Source organism: Aquimarina megaterium XH134, assembly GCF_000520975.1.
GTDB lineage: Bacteria > Bacteroidota > Bacteroidia > Flavobacteriales > Flavobacteriaceae > Aquimarina > Aquimarina megaterium.
Window position 1 is genome coordinate 13232 of record NZ_JACB01000063.1, and the last position, 20086, is coordinate 33317.

The following is a 20086-nucleotide window of genomic DNA, read 5'->3' on the forward strand; positions in this document are numbered from 1 at the left end:
TTAATTATTTAATTACAGTACTAATAGTTTTATTTTTTAAGGAATTTCATCATACGAGTTTGTCCGTTTTGAGTTCGTAGCTTAACGATATACATTCCTGGTTGCAGGCCTTCTGTGGCTAGTACTATTTTGCCTTTTTGACCTGATTCTGCATTTTGAATAACCATCTTACCATGCACATCAAAAACCTCAACTTTGGATACTGCAAATGTTTTTTCAACATCTAATGTAAGGAGATTATTAACGGGATTAGGGAATAGGACTACATCTGTTTCTAATGGCTTAGCCTCTTCTGTTGTAAGGCCAACTTTACTTTTTTTGCACAGGTCTTCTTTGTATTCTACTCTAATCACAGGATGCTCTATTCTTCTATACTCATCTACAAAGATTTGTTGCGCACTTTTAGCAATACAAGGTTCGTGCTTTATTTCTTTTAGATCTATTTCTTTTTCACAAATTGTACCTGTCTTGCCTGTATCTGTGGTTTCTACCAGGTAAATTTCTGTAGCTCCGGCTCCAAAAGAAGTTGTATATCCTGTAAAGGCAAATCCTTTATCATAAGTATCGGTTACCATTTCCATTCCTCCTTCTTGTTTATCATAACCATACTCACGTGCCCATTGTAAAGTACCCCCAGCGTCTGTTTGAAACAGCATAGCTTTACGTGATGAAATAACCTGTTGACCAACTACTGTAAACCGCTGGTTTCCTGCTCCGTCAAAAGTTTCTTCTAAACTAAATCCTAGCTCTGTTCTCTCTGTTCCATATGTTTTCATCCCCATGAAGTTACCTCCTCCATCCAGGTATAATAAAAATGCATCATAAGAATTATTAATCCCAAAACTATTGGTATATCCGGTAAGAACATAATTACCATTTCTATCTTGTTTTACACAAGTAGCTACATTTCTATATCCCATTGTAGGATCTAGCTCATTAGGATACCCCAATATTCTGTTCCATTCTATGGTAAGATCAGGTTTTAGTTTTATCACAAAAAGATCTGTAGGTGGGTTGGCCAACGTAGTACTAACACCACACCAGTAATTTGTAGTCGATCCTGCAATGATGTACCCTCCATCTCTTGTTTGTTCTATCCACATACCTCGTTGGTCTCCTCTACCTCCTATTACTGTAGCTCTTATTAGGTTTCCTTGCAAATCTGTTTTAACAACATATACATTGGCTCCCGGAAATGCTGTATAGCTTCTAGTTTCACCAACAAGAATATAGCCCGGTTTTCCTGTTACTTCCCTATTATTTTGCACACAGTGAGCAGCATCATATTGTTGCCCCCCATATACTGCAGAAAAAACAAGAGCACCATTAGTATCTGCTCCCATAAGATATGCGTCTCCGCCTCCAAAACCAAAACTACGAGTAACTCCTGCAGCCACATAAGCTGTTCTGTTGTTGGGGCTAAAAAAGGTGGATTGTCTTACTGAATTAAAATATTCGTAATCTTGTCCTCCGTATACTCTAGACCATATTTGATTACCATTAAGATCTGTTTTGACCAAGGTTGCTTCAAGACTACCAATAAAGTTTTTTGAAGTATATCCTGCTATCAAATACCCCTTTTCAACTTGCTGTAGCTGAGTAAGAGATCTACCCATCTCTGATTTTTCTGTTCCGAACGTGTGTTGAAATTGTGAAAAGCCCATACTTGTAATAAAGCAAAAGGCTACACTACATAAAATTGTTTTCATGATGATTTATATTTAAATTGGTTAAAAACATATTCTCCTATGCAATTGCATAGCTATGGGTTTAAACAACCTGCGTCCTTTGTCTATTGATTTTTTAACGTATCTCATAACGAGAAATCAAAGACCTGTCTCTGTGTTTTTCTACATTAACCCATCACTACTAATTTACAAAACAACACAATGACTATCAAGTGGTTACACCCCATAAATACAGGGGTAAAAGCCTGTTTTATTTTATATATTTACTAGTAGATTACAAGACAGTATTTATACGTTTATAACAGTATTTTTCATTACAAATTGATATCTTTATCGCTCAATCCAGTTCATTATGGTACAGGTAATAAAAAAAGTATTTTTGATTGTTTTGGTATGTTGGTGTTGTTCTTCGAGTACAAGTGATACGGCACCAGTTACAGGCGATGAGCCTACACCAATACTTCCTGTAAATGAACAAAATACAATTAGTGCTCTTGAGTATATCGATGAATCTGTACTTGCAGACCAGGAAATTGATGGTGTCCCTATAGGGGGCTTTTCGGGAATTGATTATCAAAATGGTAAGTGGTACATCATCTGCGATACTTCTACACCCCCTATACGATATTATGAGGCAGATATAACTTATACCAAAGATGGTTTTACTTCGGTTGGGATTACCACTATGGTAGAAATTAAAGATGAGGCAGGTGCTCCTTTGGCGCAGGGAGCTGTTGATCCCGAAGCTATACGCTTTGATACCCGTACAGGTACGATTGTGTATACTAGTGAGGGTTCTATTACTAATGGTGTGGATCCGGCTTTGATCGAAATAGCTCCCGAAGGAAATCAAATCAAACGTTTTACATTGCCTGATAATTTTAAGGCCAATACAGTGGATACTTCTTCTGGACCAAGGCATAACGGAGTTTTAGAAGGTCTTTCATTGGGTTTTGAGAATAAAGGATACTGGATCTCTTTTGAGTTACCTCTTATTGAAGATGGTCCAGAACCCACCACTACAGACACACAATCTCCTGTAAGAGTCACCTATATAAACAAAACATCAGGAATTGCCGAACGACAATTTGCTTATGAGCTTGATCCTGTAGCACGTGAAGCCACACTAGGTACTACATTTGAAGTGAATGGTTTGGTAGAAATTCTGGAATACGACACTAACAAATTTCTGGCACTAGAACGTTCTTTCTCTTCTGGATATATAGACGGAGGAAATACAGTAAAAATATATAAGGTAGACGCTACAAATGCTACAGATACGTTGTCTACAGAAACATTAGCAACTACCTCCTATACTGCAGTAACAAAAACTTTACTTTTTACTTTTGATAGTATTCGAAGTCAACTTACTAATAATACTGTAGATAACCTTGAAGGTTTTTCGTTTGGGCCAAAATTAAAAGATGGTAGTCGAACGATCGTTGTAATTTCTGACAATAACTTTAATTCCTTTTTTCCACAACTTAATCAATTTATTGTTTTAAAAGTGGTACCATAGCGATACTCTATATAATACTAAGTATTTAGTTTTATTAAAAACCTTTCGATTTGCCTTCTGTGTCTTAAAATATGTACAATAGCATGTTCTAATAACTGCTCTATATTATACCGTTGTCCCCATGTTACTACTATTTTTTTATCAGGATCTTTTTCTTCAAGATGTAAATCAGGGTAATCTTCAAAAAATTGTTCATTGTATATAAACATTTCTTGTAAACCTGTTTGATATTCTTTTACACTATTCAATGGTTTACGTTCTACAAAATCAATCTGCTCGCCTAATGATTTTCTTATTTCAATAACATAACAATATCCAGCTCTTATCACATGGGTCAAAATAGTTTGTATTGATCTACAATCAGGGTCTTTGGTCTTATCATCTACAATAGTGGTCAATTTTTGGTCACTAACATCAGACAAAACGGTGATAACTTCTGTTACTGCTTTTTCATACTCATCTAATAATGCTCCTACCGCTCCTTGATCTCGATACTGCTTCATCTATTTTGATTTTTGACGCTACTTCTTAGCAATTATAATGGTACCGTTTCTATATAAATCTAATGCCAGATTTAAAATTAACTTGATTGTCGTTACGGGTAGATCTTTGTTTGGGTCTATCCTAAAAATTTTCATTCTTGCGCGATCACCCGTTTCTAATTGAGGATGGTCAAGATATTTTCCTTCTACCATGAGAAAATAGGGTTCGTCGGTTTTTTTATCAACCCATAAGTAACAGAACATTTTCCCTTTATAACAAAAACACGGCATCCCATATTTACGTGTTTCGATAATATCTTCATCTTGATTAAGAATAATACTACGCATGGTCAACAAACAGCTTTTGTTGGGTTCATGCTTATCGAAATAAAATTGATCGTTAGTATTCATTATTTCTCATTGATTATTTCAAGAAAAACCATCCATGACTACCTGCCACTGCTCCTGCTGTAGTAATCAAACTTAATACCAGCAAAATCCAATGCATACGATGCATAAATCTGAACGTTTTTGCGGGATTATCCTCTGCATACTTTTTAAACAATTTATGCAATACGAGTGGTTCTAAAACATACAGAATTAGTGAGAATAATATCCAAACCAGTGTCATTGCATGGATCCACCAAAATCTATAATCAAAATATCTATCCCACGCATCCAGTACATACAACATATAAAACCCTGTTATACCAGTTATTAAAGTTGTAATTTTGGCTTGCAAGGCAAAATTACCTTCTATCTGTTCGAAGGTTTTTATCTGATCTTCCTTCGATTTTAATTTTTTAACAGCGGGGATAATTACAGTTGTTACCATAGCCACTCCACCTATCCATAAAATCACAGCTAGAACGTGTAGTACTCGTGCCAATGTGAAGTATTCCATTTTTTATTTTATTAGTTGTGTAATTTTTCTATTTGATCTAAATGATGTTGCATATGATTTACATAGTCTACAATTAAAAACTTAAAATCAGATTTTTCTCCTTCATTAATTTCAATTTGATATGCTAAAGTATACTCATCTTGCAATTCGATCACTTTTTTAATTCGCTCATTAATAGCTAACCAAAAACTTATTATTTCATCTGTATTAGCTCCGTTATAATGATTGGCATTAACGAGTTCATTTTGGTTATATTTTCGAATTTTGTAGGGTTTGGTTTCAAATTGGATTTCTGTAAACCTTTGCAAGTTATTTATTCCAGAATCTATCAGGTGGCCTAAAATTTCTTTTTTCGACCATTTATTTGGAGAAGGTTTGGATTTAAGTTCGTTTTCACTGCTATCATGTATTAGCTTTGCTCCCTTTTCTAATAGATGACTAAGTTTCTGTGTTATTTCAGATATTTGCATTTTTGACTATTGTATATGATCAGACTGTTGTATCAAAGTTACAAAAGGCAATTGTACTTATCTACATTTACAAATGTATATATTGCAATCATTTTTGAATTGAATAATAGAGTCACTTTACTTGACAACATTCCTTAAAAACTCGTTTAAATGGAAATAATAGCTGTTGGAGGTAGTTTTTCTGTTTTGGATATAACATATGGTTTTCTATGACTCCTACATCATCGACTTCTCCTTTACGATTATAATAAGTTCCAAAAACCAAATCCCAATAGGGTAGAATATTCCCATAATTTTTAGCTTCATGCAGTAGTTTACTATGATGAAAATGATGTAGTCGTGGTGTAACGATCAAATAATCCAAAAAGCCTGTTTTGGTTTTGATATTAGCATGAGAAATATATGCTATCACCACATGTGTTACTCCTACCAGAAAGATCATATCTTTATTAAACCCTAAAAGCAAAAGAGGTACCATTTTAAATACAGTATTTAAGAAGATATTAATTGGATGTATCCAATTTGTCTTAAACCAATTTAACGAAGTTGGTAAATGATGAATCGAGTGTATTTTCCATAGCAATAAACTTAGGATAGAATTAAGGTTTCCGATATGGCTAATTCTATGGTAGAAATAAGGTAGAAATTCTCCTATTATATTTGCGACCACAAATATTAGTACGAGAGGAACATCGTCCCATATTTCTGATGCTATAAAGAAATTTTGTTGAAGATATAGTACAAAAGAAAGTGATACTGTTTTGCCTAATGCATCAAATAATGCTGTCGAAAATATAAAGTGTTTTATATCTGTAAAAAGGTTATTTCGTTTGGTTTTCCAATCTATTTTTAAGGGAATAATTTGTTCGAATATTAAAATATAAATTGCCGTAAAAAGAAAGATAGCGTAAGACGATATTTCAAAACTCCAACGCTTACTAATCGTTAAGGATGCAATTATGCCGGTTATTAACAGTAGAGCGGGAACGGTTAAAACGGATAAAATTTTATGTTGCTTCATTATTCTATTTTAACCTATAGTCGTACCAATAGAACAAAAAGATGCAGCTTTATATCGTTAAATTTAATTTATCTATCTGGGTTATCAGTTCTGGTGGTAATTCGCAATCATCTTTAAGTAGAAACCCAGTTATCTGCCCTTTATTATTGTATGATATCTCTATACAATCGGTCACTAATTCCTTTAGCTTTTTTCGCCCTCTTTGTATTCTGGATTTGGTAGCTGTTAAGCTTAGGTCTAAAATTTTTGCAATCTCTTTTTGAGGCTTTTGTTCGATATCACTTAGATAAAGTGCATCTGCATATTGCTTTGGAAGGTAATTTTGGATAACAAATCCCGATAAATCACATACACAAGTACCAGACATTGATGTTTCGGCAATCTCTGGTTGATCTTTTATAATAGTAGTCGGTATTTTATTTTTTCTATAATAGTCTGCAATCGTATTTCTTGCTACTTGAAAAAGCCAGGATTTGTAATTATTGATTTCTTGATTTTTGTATAAGGCAGTATGTAGTTTTATACCCACATCTTGTACTATATCCTCGCCAATATTGTTATCATCAACTCTTGTCTTAATGAAGTTTAATAACGGTTTTTTATGTTCTTCCCAGATATTTTCGAATTTCATATAGTTACCTTTTTTGTATTACTTCTTCTGAGGTTAATCCAAATATAGGTGGAGTCTTTATCTCTAATAGTGCCAGATACGTGTATAGTACTCCTCTATGGTGGATTTCATGTTCTACCATAGCTCGTAGTAATTTCCATATTGTTATTTTGTGGCCTCCTGGTGTTTCACATTTTTCAAGTAAATCTTCGGACTTAAGCTGCGAAAGAATTGCTACCGATTCAAGATGTAGTTCATTATACAGATTAATTGTCTTTTGATATCCATTTGCATAGCTTTCTCCACAACCAGTATATAAACTAGGTTTTAGCCGAACATTTTCGACATACATAAACCTCTCTGTAAGTGCCAGATGACGTATGATATCACCAATAGTAAATTTTCCCTTACTAGTGGTCCATTCTATTTTTTCTGTTGGAATATGTTCAAATAATCTTCTGGTACGATCTTTTATCCTGGTGTAATACCTAAGAAAACTATGTATATCCTTTATTTCCATAACTTCATTGATCTAGGTATAATCTTTACTAAAAGTTAAGATTAAAACGCATTCATCCAAAGTTACTATAATGATTTTGAATAATATTAAACTTATAAGAAGTTCTAAATATACTATACCCAAACAATCACCTAAGAACTGCCAATTTTGTAGCTCCTGTTGTTTTTAAAGTATCATCTTGTGTATATGCAATTACAGATAGTTCATCATTTTCTGAAACCCAATCAGGAATGGTCATCGAGATATTCCCCGATTCTTCTTGTTTAACCATTCGATTCGCTACAATATTGGTGTTTTTTAATGTTCTATTTCTGTTTTCTCCTCTCGATATATTAGTAATACGCTCAGAAACTACCAAAGCTAGTGTAATCGTATTAAATGGGGCTCCATCTACCTTATAATTAAAAACAATCTGAGAAGGCTCTTGTCGCATATCCTTTATCAAAATAGTAGAATTAACCCTAGTTTTTGAATACTTTTTTAAAGCTATATTTGCCTTATATCGATCTGATCCGGTAAAATGTTCGCTTCCGTTGACTACTAATTGTGGAGTATAAATAGATCTGCTGTTAAATTGTTGTGCATACGCTCTTTGATAGTCACTAAATCTTGCCGAACTAAATGGGTCTTTCCACCCCAATCTATTCCAGTAATCTACATGATATGATAGCACAACTACATTTTGATCTTGGTGTTTTTTCTTAATATCCTCGAGTAATTCATCTGCCGACGGACAGCTACTACACCCTTGTGAGGTAAATAATTCTAATACTATTGCTGATTCATTGCTTTTCTGAGCATTTATAGGTATCAAAACAATAAGCGTTAATAGCATCATAAGCTTCTGTAACATCTGCATAATTTTAGTACTTTTAGGCTTTATTTTAGACGAGCATGATGATAAAACTTACTAGATATATCTTCTTTTTTTTGGTAACCATATCAATTTATGGGCAAGATATTGCCATTTTACAATATAAAGGAGGTGGTGATTGGTATAGTAATCCTACGGCTCTTCCTAATCTTATTACATTTTGTAATCAAAATATTAATACTGCAATAAGTGCCAAGCCAAAAACAGTTAAGCCAGAAAGTGTTGATATATTTCAGTACCCATACATTCATATGACAGGGCACGGTAATGTTTTTTTTACAGATGTAGATGCCCAAAACTTAAGAGATTACCTCTTAAGCGGTGGTTTTTTACATATTGATGATAACTATGGTATGGAACCATACATTCGAAAAGAACTCGTTAAGGTTTTTCCTGATAAAGAACTGGTAGAATTACCTGTAACACATCCTATCTTTTCATCAAAATATAATTTCCCGCAAGGATTACCTAAAATCCATGAACATGATGGAAAACGACCACAAGCACTGGGGATTATTCATGAAAATCGCCTGATATTACTCTTTACTTTTGAAAGTGACCTTGGTGATGGTTGGGAAAACCCAGAGGTCCATAATGACCCACAAGAAGTAAGATCCAAAGCACTAAAAATGGGAGCTAATATTATTAAATACGCTTTTGAGAATTAATGTCAGAGCAATTACATCATCATCATAACCGGTTTGTAAAAAATCAATTTCGGATAACGCTTATCTGTGATCGGGTGAATTCGCCCGCAAATATTGGAAGTATATTTAGAATCGCAGATAGTTTTGGTATAGAGCAAATCTATTTTTGCGGAGAAGATATTACCGTGATTAGTAAACGTATGCAACGTACAGCAAGAGCTACACACGAGATCATACCTTATCATCAAGCTGATGATATTATACATACCGTACAGCAATTTAAATCTGATGGGTATACCATTCTGGCATTAGAAATTACCGATACAAGTATTCCTGTTGCTGATTATAAACCATCTCCCCAGGAAAAAATAGCACTTGTGATCGGTGAAGAAAATTTTGGAGTATCTAATGAAGTTTTGGCTTTAACAAAAAACAGTGTACACATCAATATGTATGGCAATAATAGTAGTATGAATGTTGCAACAGCAACGGGAATTGCTCTATATGAGATTACAAAACAAATATTGAACAGTAGAAAATAATACTCCATAAGGATAGCAATAAAGGACAAATCAAAACTTTGTAACTTTGAATCTTCGAAATTTTAAAATATGAATTCAAAAACAATTGCATACGGAATCTTAAGAGCAGTAGCTATTATTATCGGTGTCTTAGGATTACTCTGGTTTCTCTATAAAATACAGTCTGTTCTTATATACATTGCCTTTGCTTCTGTAATTTCTCTAATGGGTAGACCCTTGGTCCTATTTCTTAAAAAGAAACTGAAATTTAAAAATTCGTTGGCAGTGGTCACCACACTACTAATTGTTATTGGGTTATTTCTAAGTATTTTTATGCTGTTTGTTCCTATTATTAGTGAACAAGGGCAATTAATTGGTGAAATTGATATCAATAAATTAGGGGATGATATCAATAGATTTAATCAGGAGGTTAGTGCTTATTTTAAAATAGAAAAACTAAATTTTGTAGAACTGATGAAGCAAACCGATCTAATGCAATTTTTTGATTTAAAAGCTATCCCCAATGCCATAAACTCGTTTTTAAGTGGTTTTGGAGCAGTTTTAATTGGGTTATTCTCGGTTTTATTTATTTCTTTCTTTTTATTGAAAGATAGTCTCCTTCTCGAAAATAGCTTATTAGTACTTGCAAAAAAAGAAGATGAGAACAGATTTATGAGAGCATTTACCAAAATTAAAGATTTACTCTCACGCTACTTTGTTGGGCTACTATTACAGGTAATTATTCTCTTTATCTTATACACCATACTCTTATTGATATTTGGAGTTCATAATGCCATTGCAGTCGCTTTAATTGCAGCAATTTGTAACCTAATTCCATACGTAGGCCCATTATTTGGGGGAGTATTTGTGATTATACTAGCAATCACCAGTAACTTAGGATTTGATTTTCAGACTGTGATTTTGCCAAAACTAACTTACATTCTAATTGGTTATCTGATCATTCAATTGATTGATAATTTCTTAAACCAACCCTTGATTTTTGGAAACAGCGTAAAATCTCATCCGCTAGAGATCTTTTTGGCTATTCTTATTTTCGGATTACTTTTTGGGATCGGCGGGCTTATCGTTGCAGTACCTTTTTATACTGCGATTAAAGTAATTGCTAAAGAATTTCTTTCTGAATATAAAATTGTAAAAACACTTACCAAAGATCTCTAATTGAATCCTCTACTGCTACATAAAGAAGTTCAGGAGTTTATTGCTGAAAAATCTGAGAGTACACTCGATATAAGTACCCTGATTTTAAGCAAAAGCCCTTTTGAAAGGATCTCTAGCAAAGAGTTAGCGCAACAAATCCAGGGAAAGCGTAAAGTAAAAAGAAAATTACCCACCTGGTATGCTAAAAACAAAATCTACTACCCGCCAACACTTAACCTGGAGCAAACCTCTTCTGAAATAACAGCATTGTATAAAAGTAAGCTTGTTTCGGGAGCATCTTTAATCGACCTAACAGGTGGTTTCGGAATTGATGATTATTTTTTTGCCAAACATATCACAACAGTAATTCATTGTGAATTAAATGCATCATTAAGCGAAATTGCTTCACATAATTTTGAAATACTCGAGCAGAAAAATATCCAAACTATTATCGGAGATGGGTTAGACATTTTGAAAAATCACAATACTCTGGATTGGATTTACATCGACCCCTCTAGAAGACATGATAGCAAAGGAAAAGTATTCTTTCTAGAAGACTGTTTACCCGATGTGCCTTCTAATTTAGATTTACTTTTTAAGAAAAGTAAAAATATCTTAATCAAAACTTCTCCATTATTAGATATTCAAATGGGGAGCAAAACATTGCAAAACATAAAAGAAATTCATGTTGTTGCTGTAGAAAATGAAGTTAAAGAATTGATATGGATTCTTGATAAAACCTATACTGGAGATATCAAAATTGTGACTGTCAACATTCAAAAAACGGTACATCAGGAGTTTTCTTTTTTCCTAAAAGATGAAGCCAGGCAATCTGCAAGTATGGGGTTACCTATGACCTACCTTTATGAACCCAATGCCGCAATCCTAAAAAGTGGAAGTTTTCAAAGTATTGCTACTGCTTTTAAGCTAACAAAACTTCATATTAATTCGCATTTATATACTTCTGATCATAAAATTGATTTCCCCGGAAGAAAGTTTGAAATCATAACAGTATATCCTTATCAAAAAAAGGTACTGTCCAAAATAGGGATCACCAAAGCCAATATTACAATACGTAACTTTCAGGAATCGGTTGCTACTCTAAGAAAAAAGTTTAAAATTAAAGAAGGAGGCGATGGTTATCTCTTTTTCACAACGGGTTATGACAACAAAAAAGTAATAATCCATTGTAAAAAACTTAGTTCTTAAAACAATGAGGCATTTAATTAATCAGAAAAAATAGAAGACTGTGCTATAAAATTTTCTATATATAGCTTTAGCTCTTTATCATCAACCTTATCAATATTATCAAATATATAATCTTTATCTTCTTCTAAATTTTTATAATAATCCGCTATTTTAGGAGTATTGGCTTGAATACTTAGTCTGATCATCCTCAACTCTATATTATTTGGTTCAGACAATATGGCTTCCTCTATCATCTTCTTTGCTTTGTTGAAATACGATATTTTACTAAATGGGTTCCAGGAAAATGAAGCTTTTAATGCGAGTGCTGCACCGTGATATGCTCGATAAATTGCTCCTTTATTTTGCAACCCTTTTTGTGTAAGCTCATAGAACTGTTCTGTTTTTTCTTTAGACTCATTACACGTCTTATAGGCATTTCGTATATCTTCAATACGAACAGTATCACCTACTAAGAAAAAAAAAGTTACTATGATTAATAAAACCTTCATTACTTTTTTATCGCAAAAAAAGCCGATTTATTATTTGGCCAATGATATTTTAAGCAACAAGTTATTCTTTTTACCATCATAAGCTTCCATAATCATACTTTTATTAGGTAACATTGCAGCTTTAGTAAGTTCTAAAACATCTAAACGTGCATTCCTGATGTCACTTCCGGTAAGAATAGCTTCTTTGGTAACCTCTCCTGTAGCATTATCAATAACATAGGATGTAAGGTATATGAACTCTTTTTTACCATCAAAATATCTTGTAGGAGTCTCGTCAAATGATCGTTTAAGATTAGTAAAGTCATCCATATAGAATAAATATAATTTACCATCATTTTCAAAATTAAGATAAGACATACTTCGTTTACTTTTTGTTCCCATCTGATACTTTGGGAGTTTATGCATCCATATCATAGTATTATCTGATCCTAATTTTAAAACAAAAATATCCCTGTAATAATACTTATATGTTGTTCTGGATCCCGAAGAACTAGAGGTAGTAAATGATTCTACAAAACGTTGCTCTGCCAGAAAGGTTGTACTACCATCACTATTAAATATGACATCATTTATTTTAAGTCTTTCTAGGTCTTTTAGATCGTTTTCTTTTTGTGTTCCTTCATTAACCCGTTCTTCTCTTTTTAGAGCAAGACTTTGTAATGTTTCTAAAGGAATATCACTTTTTATTGTAGAGCTTACTATACCACTATCAGACAAGGTAGTAGAAAAGACTCCTGAGACCTCTTCTTTATTGTTTGAATTAGCATAAAAACCAGATACTTTTACTTTTCCTGCTCCGTCAACTTCAATCACAGCATCGGTAATTGATCTGCCAGAGATATCAATCTTACTTTTTATAATTTCACTGCCACTTTCTTCGGTAATTTTAAAAACTTCAGTGTGGTATGTATTTTCTAATTTATTTTTGTCCTTTGATTCTGAATTAAAAATAGACGCTGTCATATAAAAATGACCATCATTACCAATCGCAAAATCTTCATTCTGAATTCTGTCGGACGAATATGGTAATGTCACTTTTCTTTTCCATAGAAGGCTTAGATCATCGTTATACACTGCGATCCCTATTTTATCTCCTTTTCCCGAACTTGTCTCTATGCGATATAAAATCAATAGCTTTTTTTGATCTGCAGATTTTTTAAATACAAATTTGTTAATTCTTCCTCCTGCATCAAATCCATAAGTACTCTTAAAACCAAAATCTCTATTCACATTTTCTCTATCATTAACAAGCTGAATAGGTTTTTGTACCACTATACCCGTAAGAGATACTTTTTGTGCGTATGCTTTATCTTTTATAGAATAAAACACCACTGCTTTTCCTCCTAGTTTCATGACAGTTTCAAAATTTCCTTTATCATCTACAACTTGTCGTTTCTTTACATCTTCTTTAAGGTCATCTAGAGAATACCGCTGTATAGTCATAGAATTGCGGCCTTTCTTAATAGAAACAAGTCGATTTCCTGAAGCTACCTGATACGTATTTATATTTCGTATTCGTTTATATTTTTCTCCTATTTTAAAAGAAAAATCTTCAAGTAAGATAGGTTTCTGTGCAAATGTATAGCTAGAGATAAGTAAGGCAAAAACTAAAAGGTATCTACTATTCATTTTTTTATTGTTTTTATAAATCTTCATAACATACTATAATAGGTCAATAGTATACAAATATATAAAAGAAGTATTTAAGGTTTCTGTAGCATATTGGTCAAAATTCAGACCAATTTATGTGTAAAGAAAAAACTGATTTTCAAGTTTTTAAAAAGAAGGTTGCGTTAAATAAAAAATAATGGTAAAAAAATGTTGCATCATAGACTCATAAAACCTACATTTGCATCCGCATTTGAAATACTAATGCGATGTTCATAACAGAATGTACAGGAGAGGTGCCAGAGTGGTAATGGAGCAGATTGCTAATCTGTCAACGCGCAAGTGTTGCCTGGGTTCGAATCCCAGTCTCTCCGCTTTATTTTTATGATTCGGGGTGTAGCGTAGCCCGGTTATCGCGCCGCGTTTGGGACGCGGAGGTCGCAGGTTCGAATCCTGCCACCCCGACAATAAAAATAAATTACAATACTGGTCGCGTAGCTCAGCTGGATAGAGCATCTGCCTTCTAAGCAGACGGTCACAGGTTCGAATCCTGTCGCGATCACAAAAAGCCTTACTTTTGTAAGGCTTTTTTGTTTTACAATTCTTTATAAATATGTTTATCGTTTATATTCTTTTTAGTGAATCTATTGATATGTATTACGTAGGGCATACAGCAAACATCAAAGACAGATTAGTAAGGCATAATCAAGGAAGAAGTAAATCTACTAAAAGAGGGGCACCCTGGAGGTTAATGTATTCAGAAAGATTTAAAACAAAATCTGAAGCATATCAACGGGAAATGGAAATCAAAAAAAAGAAATCCAGAAAGTATATCGAAAATTTAATCAACTCTAGCAGATAGAGCATCCCGATTTTCTAATCGGGACCATCACAGGTTCGAATCTTGTCGCGATCACAAAATTGTAAATATTTACCAAAGCCAGACAATTATTGTCTGGCTTTTTTATAGGTTATTGTTACTTTTATATTTTGAAAATGAAGGATATGTATCCTTTATCTCAATGTTGTAGGTTATGAAGAATAAAAAAGAAACCATGAAAATTAAATCTATCATATTCTCTATAATTAAAAATGAATCAACCAATCATTTGTTTTGAAGGTCCAAGTGGAATAGGAAAAACAACAATGTGTAATTTACTTTTAAATAAGTACAACATAATCCCTGAAGTAAATTTTCTATTTGAAAGAACTGATAATGAACCAAAACTCTGGTATTATGAAAGACAGCTAGACAGGTATCGATTTTGTGAAAATTCAAATAAAAAATCAATCTTGGATGGAGACATCTTCCAGCCAATATGGTACAATTGGGTTTGTAATTACCCTTCAAGTTTTGCATCCAAAAAAGAAACTCATGAATTCTATAGAACTAAATTATCGGAAGGTAAAATTGCTTTTCCTGATTTATACATAATATTTTATTGCGATGAAAAATTGCTGCATGTTCGAAAAGAAAAGGACAAAACAAGGAAACGAAGAAATTTCGAAAAACATTTAGAAATTATTGAGCCATTAAAAGAATATTATAGATTCTTGGAAAAAGAAACTGATATAGAACTGAAGTTTGTTGAATATGAGAATATAGAAATAGTAAAAAGGAAGGTATTGAATTACATTAATGGTTCCCATAGAAAGAAAATTCAGCAATTGAAAACATTTGAACAGATAGAGAATTGGATAGACACAAAGAAAAAATAATACAGCTTACAACGACATATATGACGTTCGTTGTGTATAAACCAGAAAATAGTATCTTAAATGGAGAAATGGGATATTTATGATAAAAATAGAATCAAAACGAATAAAGTAGTAAAACGAGATGCATCTTTCAGTTTTAATGAATTTCATTTGGTTATACACGTTTGTATAATAAATTCGAACAATCAGCTGCTAATCCAACAAAGACAATCTTTCAAAAAAGGATGGTCAAATATGTGGGATTTAACAGTTGGAGGAAGTGTTCACTCTGGTGAAAATAGTTATAATGCGGCAGAAAGAGAAGTGTTCGAAGAAATTGGATATACGGTTGATTTAAGCTTTGTTAGACCAACTTTTACGATTAATTTCGAAAGAGGGTTTGATGACTATTATATTATAATAGCAGACATAGACATAAGTAAACTGAAATTACAAAAATCAGAAGTAAAAAATGTTAAATGGGCTGGCAAAGATGAGATAATTCGAATGATTCGAAATAAAGAATTTATTCCATATCATATTAGTTTAATTGAAATGATTTTCGATATGAAAAATGGATACAGTGTTCATTCAAATAATTTCTAGATATCGGTCATTATACAACATGGTGTATAGGCAATAAAGCGAAAGAAATAAAAATGCTAACCAGGTTGTATGCTGGTTAGCACTTTTAATAAGTTGTATCTAATAAAGAGGAAAAGTAAACACAAGTTTTCCTAATTATATAAAACTAGATTATCTAGCTGTAACCATACAAACGCAATGCCCTAATTCATCACTAAATACTCCTACCCCATTTATACAATGCTCTGGGTTATCGCCCCAATCTGAACCTTCTATATGGCAAGGAACACGTTTATTTGTCCTCCCCATGATTTTCTTTTGTTCTGCTTTGTTTAAAACGGTACATAAATTTGAAATTGATTTTAACATGATTAATTAATTTTAGTTTCCCTACTCTATTCTTATATGCTTTTCAGGTTCCGCATTTAAAAATTTTGAAAAGAAATGTTAATCCTTTTCTGGCTGTAGCTAGAAAAGAAGAACATAGATGATTTGCGTGTGATAATAGATTGTTGAGAACAACTCATTTTCTGATTAATACTACTTTTATTTAGGTAAAATTAGCTTCCTTTAATTAAAACTAAAGGTATATGCAGTAAGCGAAATAAGAAATAGGTAATCTATTTCCGAGGTCTTAGAATAAATAAGTGTGACTTTAGGTTAAATATTCGTGGCGTAGGATTTTAGTAGACATAAATAGTTTGTGTGAATACAGAAATAATACGGTTTTTAAGAACTGTTTTAGTAAAAGATAAAACTAGGTAAGTGAACTTCATTCAAATAAATTAGTAGATTTAACAATTGATATTTATTACTATAAGAAACTGTAAATTCGTTTTATGAATTCTATTAAATACATTTTCATAACAGTTGTTTTTTTTCTTTTTTCAAAAGACATAGAAGCTCAAAATAAAAAGATTGATAGTCTAAAAATTGAATTAGAAAAACATAAAACAAATGATACAATTCGAGTAAATTTATTATATGATATAGCGTTTTCTTCTTTTCAAAAAGATATGAATTCTACCGAATTATACCTGGAGAAAGCAGAGGAATTAAGTAACATGCTAAACTATACAAAAGGAAAAGCAAAAGTATTATACCTAAAAGGGATACTGGAAAATATAAAATCAAATTATGCAAAAAGCTTAATTTTTTTTAATCGCTCACTAAAGCATTATGAATCTATTAAAGACCAAAAAGGAATTGCAAATATTTATACTGCATTTGGGATAACTCATTTTGACCAATCACAATACAACGAATCCCTCAAAGCATATAAAAAAGCATTAGAAACCTATGAAGGTTTAGGTTATAAAAGAGAACTTATTACTATCTTAATAAACATTGCAAATGTATATTCTGAAACAGGAGAATATAACAAAGCAATTTCAAATTATAAAAGAGCTTTAAAACTAAGTAAAGCGATTAATGATGAAGATGGTGCTGCGTATGTACACCTTAATTTGGGTGTTGTTTATACAGTGCAAGGTAACTACCCATTAGCAATAGATCATTATAATAAAGCTTTAGATTATTATCAAAAAGTCGATAATACTTTGAGTATAACGAATACACTTAATAATTTAGGAAACGTTTATAATTCCTTAAAAAAATACAATAAGGCTTTAGAGTACTATAAACAATCTTTAAGCTTTTCATTAAAAATAGAAAACAAGAATCAAATAGCCATAAATAATAGCAGTATCGGTGATATATATTTACGTAAAAAAGAGTATTTAACCTCTCTCCAATATTATCGTATGTCTTTAGAAACAAGTCAAGAAATTAACAATTTAAAACAGACTTCTATATGTTTTCATCGTATTGGAAGAGTTAATTTATCACTTAACAAACCTTTAATAGCGCGAGAAAATTTTGTGAAAGCTAAAAATATTAGTGAGAAAACAAATAACCAATATATCTTATCTGAATGCCTTTTAGGAATTGGAGAAACTTATTCATTTGAAAAACAATATCAAAAAGCACTTCCTTTCATTGAAAAAGGTAAGGAAATAGCAGAAGAACTAGAATTACTAGAAGCTCAAAAAAAAGCATCTGAACTTCTCTTCAAAATTTATAAAAATACTAGGCAATATAAAAAGGCATTTGAAAATCATCAGCAATATAAAATATTCAATGATAGTATTTTTAATAAAGAAAATATAGAAAAAATTGTACAATTAGAATACGAATATAAATACAAAAACGAGTTAGAATCTGCAGAAAAAAGAGAATTAACATTAACAAAAACCGTAAAAACAACTTCTCAAAATCTAGCAAAGTCACAACGTGATTTATTGTTGGGTGTAATTGCTTTTTTAATAACAACGTTACTTTTGGCGGCCATCATTTTCTTTTTAAAATTGAGAAACGAAAAATCCAAAACTCAAAACATTGTGATCGAACAAAAACTGTTACGCTCACAAATGACCCCCCATTTTATATTCAATTCACTCTCTGTTTTACAAGGAATGATATTAAATAAAGAAGAAAAAAAGTCGGTTTCATATCTCTCCAAATTTTCAAAACTACTTCGTATTATATTAGAAAATTCCAGAGATAAAACCGTTTTACTATCTCAAGAATTAAAAGCAGTGAGAAATTATCTAGCACTTCAAACTTTAGAGAGTAAATCCTGCAAATACACTGTTACTGTAGAAGATATAATAGATGAAGCCTTATTTAAAATATCACCTATGCTTATTCAACCCTTTGCCGAAAATGCCATAGAACATGCCTTTACCGATCAACAAGAAGAGAAAATCATCGATATACATTTATCATATCTGAATAATGATTTAATTTGTAAGATCTCAGACAATGGCATTGGCATTGATGCTGTGAAGAAAAATAAAAACCAAGATAAAAAATCATTATCTACTACTATAACTTCAGAGCGATTAGAAATGTTATCAAAAGATTTTAAAATGAGAGGTTCGGTTATGGTTGAAGATCGAAAAAAATATAACGAAAAAGGGACAGTAGTCACTTTGATAATCCCCTACATTTTACAAAAACCCTAATACCGTACCCCAAAAAAACAGTACTCATAGAAAATAAAGGGTATATCAGAAAAGGGGTACTTAACGTATTATAATTAATAAATGTTCTATCCTTTGCGAATATTTTTTTAAGTATCGCGTTTATTTGTTCTAAAGCTTCAGAAATAGATTACCTATTTCTTTCTCCGCTCCTACCATATACTTTTATCACAAATAATCGATAAAAGCATATGGAAAACATTAAAACAAAATTAAGTCAAGGTGGATTATTACTCGCAGCAATGGGCATCATATCTATCCTGCTCTCCATTTTCAATTACAACATCAAGTTACTCTCCTGGGTAGATCTATGGGGAAATACCATGGGTTGGATTATTAGGTTTCTTCTCATACTTGTAGGAGCTGCATTGTTTATTCTTTTTGGAAGAAATGAAGAATAAATCAATGAAAATCTATACCCCACTTCTCAAGAACAATACAAATAAAACATATGAAAACAATACAATGTATAGCAATAGTTGCGGTTGCAGTAGCAACTCTAATATCCTGCGGAGGAAGCATAAGCAACCAACCCGCTAATGCAGATGGTTTTTCTGCTATCGCAAAAGAAATAGAAAACAAATTTGGTGAACATGCGCATTTTACAAACATAACTATAATGCACAACAAATCTATAGGGAACACAATTTCATTAACCGTTACTGAAGCCCCAGAATCCTTAAAAATGGGACAATGGAATTTTGTAAATGCCTCTTGGGAACAAAACTCAGAGATTACTGTTGAAATTCCTGAAGGTACAAAAGCTGCTGATTTTATGTTTCAGTTAAATGAGAAAATAAACCTTAAAAAATTAGGTGAGTTAACCGAACAATCCTGTAAACGATTAACCACCGAAAAAGATATCAAAAACCCTACGTTAAAAATGGCTTTTGTAAAGTTTCCTAAAAACGGAGATAACTCAAAAACTGAATATGTAGTTACGCTTGAACCAGAGAATGGAGGAACCAGCTTCACATTTTACTACAAGCTAAACGGCGATTTTATAAACATGAACTACTAAAAATAAAAACTAAAAGAAT

General features: G+C 32.2%; 23 protein-coding genes and 3 tRNA genes. 14 read left to right on the forward strand and 12 right to left on the reverse strand.

Translation table 11 applies throughout. The features are described from left to right. Window positions 1-29: 29 nt before the first annotated feature. Complete coding sequence (locus tag Z053_RS0125285; RefSeq protein WP_025667751.1) at window positions 30-1709, reverse strand: T9SS type A sorting domain-containing protein; 1680 nt, start codon at window positions 1707-1709, stop codon at window positions 30-32. Window positions 1710-2040: 331 nt separating this feature from the next. Here Z053_RS0125285 and Z053_RS0125290 point away from each other — a divergent pair, with 331 nt between their 5' ends. Beyond that, window positions 2041-3207 (forward strand): esterase-like activity of phytase family protein, encoded by a 1167-nt coding sequence (locus Z053_RS0125290; protein WP_025667752.1) that lies wholly within the window; start codon window positions 2041-2043, stop codon window positions 3205-3207. 17 nt (window positions 3208-3224) lie between these two features. On the opposite strand, the gene Z053_RS0125295 is transcribed toward Z053_RS0125290, so the two are convergent. The 8 genes from Z053_RS0125295 to Z053_RS0125330 form a co-directional block, all read right to left on the reverse strand. After that, window positions 3225-3710 (reverse strand): DinB family protein, encoded by a 486-nt coding sequence (locus Z053_RS0125295; protein WP_025667753.1) that lies wholly within the window; start codon window positions 3708-3710, stop codon window positions 3225-3227. An 18-nt stretch (window positions 3711-3728) separates the two neighbouring features. Continuing rightward, window positions 3729-4100: a DUF1801 domain-containing protein gene (locus Z053_RS29335; protein ID WP_035096838.1), complete on the reverse strand. Its 372-nt coding sequence runs from the start codon at window positions 4098-4100 to the stop codon at window positions 3729-3731. Window positions 4101-4113: 13 nt separating this feature from the next. Continuing rightward, complete coding sequence (locus tag Z053_RS0125305) at window positions 4114-4593, reverse strand: membrane protein (protein ID WP_025667754.1); 480 nt, start codon at window positions 4591-4593, stop codon at window positions 4114-4116. Window positions 4594-4604: 11 nt separating this feature from the next. Then, window positions 4605-5063 (reverse strand): DinB family protein, encoded by a 459-nt coding sequence (locus Z053_RS0125310; protein WP_051476144.1) that lies wholly within the window; start codon window positions 5061-5063, stop codon window positions 4605-4607. A 112-nt stretch (window positions 5064-5175) separates the two neighbouring features. Then, window positions 5176-6084 carry a sterol desaturase family protein gene (locus Z053_RS0125315; protein WP_025667756.1) on the reverse strand — a complete coding sequence of 303 codons (909 nt, stop codon included), beginning with the start codon at window positions 6082-6084 and terminating at the stop codon, window positions 5176-5178. 49 nt (window positions 6085-6133) lie between these two features. Next, window positions 6134-6715, reverse strand: a complete 582-nt coding sequence (locus Z053_RS0125320; protein WP_025667757.1) for a sigma-70 family RNA polymerase sigma factor — start codon at window positions 6713-6715, stop codon at window positions 6134-6136. A gap of 4 nt (window positions 6716-6719) precedes the next feature. Beyond that, the gene (locus Z053_RS0125325; protein ID WP_025667758.1) at window positions 6720-7214 is read right to left on the reverse strand and encodes a DinB family protein; all 495 of its coding nucleotides are present in this window, start codon (window positions 7212-7214) and stop codon (window positions 6720-6722) included. A gap of 127 nt (window positions 7215-7341) precedes the next feature. Next, window positions 7342-8067 carry a DUF1223 domain-containing protein gene (locus tag Z053_RS0125330; RefSeq protein ID WP_035096840.1) on the reverse strand — a complete coding sequence of 242 codons (726 nt, stop codon included), beginning with the start codon at window positions 8065-8067 and terminating at the stop codon, window positions 7342-7344. Between the two features lie 44 nt (window positions 8068-8111). Between Z053_RS0125330 and Z053_RS0125335 the strand changes: the two genes are divergently transcribed. The 4 genes from Z053_RS0125335 (at window position 8112) to Z053_RS0125350 (ending at window position 11623) form a co-directional block, all read left to right on the forward strand. After that, a complete protein-coding gene (locus Z053_RS0125335; RefSeq protein ID WP_035096842.1) occupies window positions 8112-8756 on the forward strand; it encodes a DUF4159 domain-containing protein in 645 nt (214 codons plus the stop codon). Further along, window positions 8756-9277: a TrmH family RNA methyltransferase gene (locus tag Z053_RS0125340; RefSeq protein WP_025667761.1), complete on the forward strand. Its 522-nt coding sequence runs from the start codon at window positions 8756-8758 to the stop codon at window positions 9275-9277. The genes Z053_RS0125335 and Z053_RS0125340 overlap by 1 nt, the downstream gene beginning before the upstream one ends. Window positions 9278-9346: 69 nt before the next feature. After that, a complete protein-coding gene (locus Z053_RS0125345; RefSeq protein ID WP_025667762.1) occupies window positions 9347-10435 on the forward strand; it encodes an AI-2E family transporter in 1089 nt (362 codons plus the stop codon). After that, entirely contained in the window at window positions 10436-11623 is a 1188-nt protein-coding gene (locus Z053_RS0125350; RefSeq protein WP_025667763.1) for a THUMP-like domain-containing protein, read from the forward strand. A 17-nt stretch (window positions 11624-11640) separates the two neighbouring features. Here Z053_RS0125350 and Z053_RS0125355 read toward each other — a convergent pair whose 3' ends face one another. Beyond that, complete coding sequence (locus Z053_RS0125355) at window positions 11641-12111, reverse strand: hypothetical protein (RefSeq protein ID WP_025667764.1); 471 nt, start codon at window positions 12109-12111, stop codon at window positions 11641-11643. Window positions 12112-12141: 30 nt separating this feature from the next. After that, window positions 12142-13740 carry a hypothetical protein gene (locus tag Z053_RS0125360; protein ID WP_035096844.1) on the reverse strand — a complete coding sequence of 533 codons (1599 nt, stop codon included), beginning with the start codon at window positions 13738-13740 and terminating at the stop codon, window positions 12142-12144. Between the two features lie 269 nt (window positions 13741-14009). On the opposite strand from Z053_RS0125360, the gene Z053_RS0125365 reads away from it, so the two are divergent. From Z053_RS0125365 to Z053_RS0125390, 6 genes are all read left to right on the forward strand, one after another. Continuing rightward, a tRNA-Ser gene (locus tag Z053_RS0125365) sits at window positions 14010-14093 on the forward strand. A 16-nt stretch (window positions 14094-14109) separates the two neighbouring features. Further along, window positions 14110-14184, forward strand: a tRNA-Pro gene (locus tag Z053_RS0125370). Between the two features lie 23 nt (window positions 14185-14207). After that, a tRNA-Arg gene (locus Z053_RS0125375) sits at window positions 14208-14281 on the forward strand. Between the two features lie 51 nt (window positions 14282-14332). Beyond that, window positions 14333-14581, forward strand: coding sequence for a GIY-YIG nuclease family protein (locus tag Z053_RS0125380; protein WP_025667766.1), 249 nt, complete (start codon window positions 14333-14335; stop codon window positions 14579-14581). 230 nt (window positions 14582-14811) lie between these two features. Continuing rightward, on the forward strand, window positions 14812-15438 hold the full coding sequence (locus tag Z053_RS0125385) for an ATP-binding protein (protein WP_051476145.1): 627 nt from the start codon (window positions 14812-14814) through the stop codon (window positions 15436-15438). Window positions 15439-15498: 60 nt separating this feature from the next. Then, window positions 15499-16023, forward strand: a complete 525-nt coding sequence (locus Z053_RS0125390) for an NUDIX hydrolase (protein WP_025667768.1) — start codon at window positions 15499-15501, stop codon at window positions 16021-16023. A gap of 150 nt (window positions 16024-16173) precedes the next feature. On the opposite strand, the gene Z053_RS29340 is transcribed toward Z053_RS0125390, so the two are convergent. Next, window positions 16174-16371 (reverse strand): hypothetical protein, encoded by a 198-nt coding sequence (locus Z053_RS29340; protein ID WP_035096846.1) that lies wholly within the window; start codon window positions 16369-16371, stop codon window positions 16174-16176. A 470-nt stretch (window positions 16372-16841) separates the two neighbouring features. Here Z053_RS29340 and Z053_RS0125400 point away from each other — a divergent pair, with 470 nt between their 5' ends. The 3 genes from Z053_RS0125400 to Z053_RS0125410 all read left to right on the forward strand — a co-directional run bounded on the left by Z053_RS0125400 (window position 16842) and on the right by Z053_RS0125410 (window position 20067). Further along, window positions 16842-19028 (forward strand): tetratricopeptide repeat protein, encoded by a 2187-nt coding sequence (locus Z053_RS0125400; protein WP_025667769.1) that lies wholly within the window; start codon window positions 16842-16844, stop codon window positions 19026-19028. Between the two features lie 209 nt (window positions 19029-19237). Continuing rightward, window positions 19238-19447 (forward strand): hypothetical protein, encoded by a 210-nt coding sequence (locus tag Z053_RS0125405; RefSeq protein WP_025667770.1) that lies wholly within the window; start codon window positions 19238-19240, stop codon window positions 19445-19447. A gap of 50 nt (window positions 19448-19497) precedes the next feature. Beyond that, window positions 19498-20067, forward strand: coding sequence for a hypothetical protein (locus Z053_RS0125410; protein ID WP_025667771.1), 570 nt, complete (start codon window positions 19498-19500; stop codon window positions 20065-20067). The last annotated feature ends 19 nt before the right edge of the window (window positions 20068-20086 follow it).

Coding starts and splice junctions, on each gene's coding strand:
- Z053_RS0125285 (WP_025667751.1), bottom strand. CDS start 1,709: ATGAAAACAATTTTATGTAGTGTAGCCTTTTGCTTTATTACAAGTATG.
- Z053_RS0125290 (WP_025667752.1), top strand. CDS start 2,041: ATGGTACAGGTAATAAAAAAAGTATTTTTGATTGTTTTGGTATGTTGG.
- Z053_RS0125295 (WP_025667753.1), bottom strand. CDS start 3,710: ATGAAGCAGTATCGAGATCAAGGAGCGGTAGGAGCATTATTAGATGAG.
- Z053_RS29335 (WP_035096838.1), bottom strand. CDS start 4,100: ATGAATACTAACGATCAATTTTATTTCGATAAGCATGAACCCAACAAA.
- Z053_RS0125305 (WP_025667754.1), bottom strand. CDS start 4,593: ATGGAATACTTCACATTGGCACGAGTACTACACGTTCTAGCTGTGATT.
- Z053_RS0125310 (WP_051476144.1), bottom strand. CDS start 5,063: ATGCAAATATCTGAAATAACACAGAAACTTAGTCATCTATTAGAAAAG.
- Z053_RS0125315 (WP_025667756.1), bottom strand. CDS start 6,084: ATGAAGCAACATAAAATTTTATCCGTTTTAACCGTTCCCGCTCTACTG.
- Z053_RS0125320 (WP_025667757.1), bottom strand. CDS start 6,715: ATGAAATTCGAAAATATCTGGGAAGAACATAAAAAACCGTTATTAAAC.
- Z053_RS0125325 (WP_025667758.1), bottom strand. CDS start 7,214: ATGGAAATAAAGGATATACATAGTTTTCTTAGGTATTACACCAGGATA.
- Z053_RS0125330 (WP_035096840.1), bottom strand. CDS start 8,067: ATGTTACAGAAGCTTATGATGCTATTAACGCTTATTGTTTTGATACCT.
- Z053_RS0125335 (WP_035096842.1), top strand. CDS start 8,112: ATGATAAAACTTACTAGATATATCTTCTTTTTTTTGGTAACCATATCA.
- Z053_RS0125340 (WP_025667761.1), top strand. CDS start 8,756: ATGTCAGAGCAATTACATCATCATCATAACCGGTTTGTAAAAAATCAA.
- Z053_RS0125345 (WP_025667762.1), top strand. CDS start 9,347: ATGAATTCAAAAACAATTGCATACGGAATCTTAAGAGCAGTAGCTATT.
- Z053_RS0125355 (WP_025667764.1), bottom strand. CDS start 12,111: ATGAAGGTTTTATTAATCATAGTAACTTTTTTTTTCTTAGTAGGTGAT.
- Z053_RS0125360 (WP_035096844.1), bottom strand. CDS start 13,740: ATGAATAGTAGATACCTTTTAGTTTTTGCCTTACTTATCTCTAGCTAT.
- Z053_RS0125380 (WP_025667766.1), top strand. CDS start 14,333: ATGTTTATCGTTTATATTCTTTTTAGTGAATCTATTGATATGTATTAC.
- Z053_RS0125385 (WP_051476145.1), top strand. CDS start 14,812: ATGAATCAACCAATCATTTGTTTTGAAGGTCCAAGTGGAATAGGAAAA.
- Z053_RS0125390 (WP_025667768.1), top strand. CDS start 15,499: ATGGAGAAATGGGATATTTATGATAAAAATAGAATCAAAACGAATAAA.
- Z053_RS29340 (WP_035096846.1), bottom strand. CDS start 16,371: ATGTTAAAATCAATTTCAAATTTATGTACCGTTTTAAACAAAGCAGAA.
- Z053_RS0125400 (WP_025667769.1), top strand. CDS start 16,842: ATGAATTCTATTAAATACATTTTCATAACAGTTGTTTTTTTTCTTTTT.
- Z053_RS0125405 (WP_025667770.1), top strand. CDS start 19,238: ATGGAAAACATTAAAACAAAATTAAGTCAAGGTGGATTATTACTCGCA.
- Z053_RS0125410 (WP_025667771.1), top strand. CDS start 19,498: ATGAAAACAATACAATGTATAGCAATAGTTGCGGTTGCAGTAGCAACT.